The following is a 4,513-nucleotide window of genomic DNA, read 5'->3' as shown; positions in this document are numbered from 1 at the left end:
CCGGGTCGGCCATGGCCAGGGTGGCGGCCCGGCGCCAGACCTCGCTGCGCGGCGGGCGCGGGCCGTCGGTGCGTTCCAGCGGCTCCAGCGCGGCCAGCGCGGCATCGGCGGCCACCGGGTCGTCCAGCAGCGCGGTGACCAGCGCGGCGACCACCACCCAGCCGTCCCCGGGCTGGGCGTCGATCATCCGCAGCTCCAGGTGGCCGCGCGGGCGCACCGGTGGGAAGAGGGTGGTGCGGTGGTAGTCCAAGTCGTCGAGCGTGGGCGGGCGTTCGCCCGCGCCGCGGATCCAGTCGCGGAAGGTCAGGCCGGTCGGGGCCGTCCAGGGCAGGCCCTCGGGCCTTCGTACGCACAGGACTCGGGCGTCCAGCACGTACTGTGCCCAGGCCTCGCGCGGGTCGCCGTGGTCCGGCTCCGGGGCGAGCGTGCGGGTCGGGTCCATCCGGGACCAGACGGCCTGCCGGGTGGACCGATGGCCGGTCGAACTACCGTCCAGTGTCGGGGAGTTGGCGAAGGCGGCGACCAGCACCGGGCCCAGCCGGTGGGCCAGTCGCCAGCGGCGCTCCACCGCGTGCGGCCCGTCCGCCTCGCCGGCGTCCAGGCAGACCTGCACCGACGCGGTGCCGGTCATCATGATGCGGCCCCAGGGCCCGGCGGAGTCGAAGAAGCGCTCCATCGCGAGGTAGCGGGGGTGGTCCAGCACCATCCGTCGGGGGCGGGCGTACGGGTCCGTCCCGGTGCCGGTGAGTCGCAGGCCCTGTGCCGCGAAGGCGGCCCGCAGGGCGGTCAGATCGCGTCGGGTGTCCTCGACGCAGGCCAGGAGGCCGGTGGCGGGCGGGGAGCTGAGCTCGACCTGTCCGCCGGGTTCGAGCGTGAGGCGCGAACCGGAGGGGAGGGAAACGCCGTCCGGTCCGCCGAGTGGCAGCGACTCCAGTGCGGCGTGGAGTAGTTCCGGCCGTACGGGGCGGGACGGACATCGATCGTCATGGACGAACCATTCGACCTCCACCCCCACCAGACGGGGCGGTCCGATCTTGAAGCAGACGCCCGACACGTGGCTGCGCGCCCCCGATTCGGTCAACGGGGTCACCCCCGGCGGGGGTGTTGGCGTGCTCTGCCGGTCGGGCGGAGTGGTGCGGGATACCGGTATCACCGGACTCACCATCCTCGGGATCACGATTGCGGCCCGGTCTACTTTGCCCAGTCTGCTACGGAGCATGCGGGGATGCCCCGCAAAAATCGTGTGAACGTTCGTTTTCGCAGGTCAGAGCTGTGGCGAACGGGTGAGTTCGGGGCTGTCAGGCCGATCGGCGGGCAGGGAGCGGTCCGTACCCGGCCGGGGCACGTGCCGGGGTCACAGGCGCTCCAGCCGCTCGAGGACGCTCGCCAGCACCGGCCACGGCAGGGCGTAGTTCAGGCGCAGCGAACCCCGGCCGCCGGGCCCGAAGTCGGCGCCGTCGGAGGCCTCCAGACCGCAGCGCTCCAGCAGCGCCCGGCGGGCGTCGGCGGGCGGCAGGCCGAGCGCGGCGGCGTCCAGCCAGAGCAGGTAGGAGGCCCGCGGGGTGGCGCGGACGGCGGGCCCGAGCCGGTCGGTCAGCCGGGTGCGGGCGGCGGCCAGGTGGGCGAGCAGCGCGTCCAGCCAGGGCCCGCCCTCGCGCAGCGCCGCCTGCTGCACGGTCTGCTCCAGCAGGCCGCCCTCCCAGAGGCCGTAGCCGGCCAGCGCCTCGGTGAACCGGGCACGCAGCCCGGGGTCGGGGACGAGGGCGAAGCTGCTGGGGATGCCGGAGCAGTTGAAGGTCTTGCCGACGGAGTTGAGGGTGACGACGAGGGGCCGGTGCGCCGGGTCGGCGGTGGTGACGGCGACGGGGTGGGCGCGGTCGGGGTGGGTGAGGTCGCCGTGCACCTCGTCCGAGACCAGCAGCACACCGCTCTCGGCTGCCCGGGCGGCGAGAGCGCGCACGGCGTCGGCCGGCCACACCGTGCCGGAGGGGTTGTGCGGGTTGCTCAGCAGTACGGCGCCGACGGGGCGGGGGAGCGGGTCCGACGGGAGCCGGTAGCCGCTCGGGCCCGGGTGCGGTACTTGCGGCGGGTGCGCCGGGTGCAGCGGCAGTTCGCGGTACGGGAGGCCGGCCGCGCGGCAGAGCTGGGCGAAGCCGCCCCACTCGGGGGTGGGGAAGAGGACGGGGGCCTGCGGCCGTACGGTCTCCAGGAGGAGGCGCAGCGCGGTGCGCGGGCCGCAGGGCAGCAGCAGGACCCAGTCCGGGTCGACCGCGGCGCCGTGCCGGGTGCGGTACCAGTCGGCCACCAGCGCGCGGCCGGCCGGGTCGCAGACCGTGTAGCCGTACGCGCGGTGCCGGGCGCGTCGCTCCAGTGCCTCGGCGACGGCGGGCGGGCCGGGCAGGTCCATGTCGGCGAGGCCCATCGCGATCGTCCCCGGGGCGTCCGCGCGGGCCCACTTGCTGCTGCCGGTGCCGGTGCGGTCGAAGGGGGCGTCGAAGCCGAAGTCGGGGGCGGGGACGTCGGTGGGCGCGGGGCCGGGGGTGTCGCGAACAGATGACAGATTTCGAAAGCTGTCATCTGTTCGCTGAAAGTTGTCGTCTGTCATCTGTTCGCCGCCCTCCGTCCTCCGACGCCCGTCACGCCGCTCGACGCCCGTCACCCCGCCGCCGCCCCCGCCAGGTACGCCGCGAGCCCCCGCCGCCCCCGGCGCATCATCACCGCGTGGTTGGCCCGGAACAGCGGGTGCAGCGGCAGGGCGAGCCGGCGCAGCAGGGGCTTGCCGGGCCGGGTCTCCTCCTCGAACAGCACCCGGCTGCCCGGACCGCCCGGCCCGCGGGCCCCGCTCGGTCCACCCGCCTCGCTGGCCCCGCCCGCCAGGTCCGGCGTCACCGTGAACCGCGACCACCCGGCAAGGTCGCCCCGCATGGCCACCTCCAGCACCCCGGCGGCCGGGTCGCGCCGCTTCGCCGCCAGCCCGATCACCAACCGGTACGGCAGCAGCGCGCGCACCACCACGTCCCCGGAGTCCTCGCCGGTCGGTCGGACCTCGCGGATCTCCGGCCACCACAGCGGATAGCTCCGCACGTCCTCGAGGGCCGCGTACACGGCGGTCGCCGGAGCCGCGAGCCGCCAGACGCCCCGGAATCGGTAGTGGTTGGGGTCCACGGCCCCACCCTAGTCCGGGCCGGTCGCTCCGAGGGGTGAACGCCGTTGGACCGTTGCCGAGTTGGTCCGTGGCACGGCCGGTAACCGGAGGTGAATCTTCCGGAAGCGCCTGTCCGGGAGGAAGGAAGCACTCCGCTTGCACCCGTTCGGGGTGCGGGGGAGGATCTTCTGTGCTTGTAGTCTCATCAGTCACGGCAGCATCCCCTGGGCGCTGCGACCCCAGAAACCGGAGTGAAGGAGTCACAGGCATGCGGCGACCGAGCTGGGTACCGGAGGGCACGGACCTGGACAAACCGAACGCCGCGCGGGTCTACGACTACTACCTGGGGGGCTCGCACAACTTCGAGGTCGACCGGGAGATGGCCCGCAAGGCGATCGCCATGTGGCCGGAGCTGCCGCAGATCATGCGCTCCAACCGCGCCTTCCTGCGCCGCGCCGTGACCTTCCTCGCCGAGCAGGGCGTCACCCGCTTCCTGGACATCGGCTCCGGCATCCCGACCTTCGGCGCCGTGCACGAGATCGCCCGGGCGATCCGCCCCGAGGCCAAGGTGGTCTACGTGGACCGCGACCCGGTCGCCGTCGCGCACAGCCGCCTGCTGCTGGAGGACGACCACGACTGCGCCGTCGCCCAGGCCGACCTGCGCGACGTCGACGACCTGCTGGCCCGCCCCGAGGTCACCGAGCTGCTGGCGGCCGGCGAGCCCGTGGCCGTGCTGCTGGTCGCCGTCGCGCACTTCGTCGGCGACGAGGACGACCCGTGGCGGCTGATCGGAACGGTCCGCGACGCCCTCCCGCCCGGCAGCGCGCTGGTGCTCTCGCACGCCGCCCTGGAGAGCCGCCCCGACCAGGCCGAGGACCACCAGAAGCTCTACCAGCGGACGCCGACCCCGCTGACCATGCGCACCCACGAGCAGATCACCGCGATGTTCTCCGGCTTCGAGCTGGTCGAGCCGGGTGTGGTGCACCTGCCGCTGTGGCGTCCGGACCAGCCGGGTACGGTCGGTGAGCACCCCGAGCGGATCGCCGGGGTGGCGGGCGTGGGGATCCGCCCTTGAGCGGACGCGACGGACGAGGCACCGACGGCCGCACGCCCCGTGCGGCGGCCGTCGCGAGGCCTGCCCGGCCCGCTCGGCCCGCTCGGCCCGCAAGGCCTGCCGGGCCCGCCGGAACCGGCGCGTACACCAGAGGAACCAGGTTCAGCAGATGAGTACCACCCCGGTGCGCGGCAACGCGGAGCGGTTCCACGAGGAGTGGGCCCGGCTGCTCTCCGCCGACCACGGCACCGCCGTCCACCCCGGCCTGCTCGGCCGGCTGGTCGCGCGCACCGCCGCGCTGCTGCACCGCGCCC

General features: G+C 74.7%; 4 protein-coding genes. 1 reads left to right on the top strand and 3 read right to left on the bottom strand.

Translation table 11 applies throughout. From position 1 onward, the window contains the following. The 3 genes from egtA to AE652_RS35985 all read right to left on the bottom strand — a co-directional run. Positions 1 to 1,090: ergothioneine biosynthesis glutamate--cysteine ligase EgtA (egtA, locus tag AE652_RS35995; protein WP_049659219.1), on the bottom strand; the 1,090-nt coding region annotated here is incomplete at its 3' end. A 264-nt stretch (positions 1,091 to 1,354) separates the two neighbouring features. Further along, positions 1,355 to 2,605, bottom strand: coding sequence for an aminotransferase class I/II-fold pyridoxal phosphate-dependent enzyme (locus tag AE652_RS35990; RefSeq protein WP_082346197.1), 1,251 nt, complete (start codon positions 2,603 to 2,605; stop codon positions 1,355 to 1,357). Between the two features lie 50 nt (positions 2,606 to 2,655). Next, complete coding sequence (locus tag AE652_RS35985; protein ID WP_049659217.1) at positions 2,656 to 3,165, bottom strand: SRPBCC family protein; 510 nt, start codon at positions 3,163 to 3,165, stop codon at positions 2,656 to 2,658. A gap of 248 nt (positions 3,166 to 3,413) precedes the next feature. On the opposite strand from AE652_RS35985, the gene AE652_RS35980 reads away from it, so the two are divergent. Next, positions 3,414 to 4,220 (top strand): SAM-dependent methyltransferase, encoded by an 807-nt coding sequence (locus AE652_RS35980; protein WP_049659216.1) that lies wholly within the window; start codon positions 3,414 to 3,416, stop codon positions 4,218 to 4,220. Positions 4,221 to 4,513 lie beyond the last annotated feature (293 nt).

Source organism: Kitasatospora sp. MY 5-36 (assembly GCF_001182915.1).
Lineage (GTDB): Bacteria > Actinomycetota > Actinomycetes > Streptomycetales > Streptomycetaceae > Kitasatospora.
Note: the sequence above shows the minus strand (reverse complement) of the source record. Positions and strands in the feature narration are given on the sequence as shown.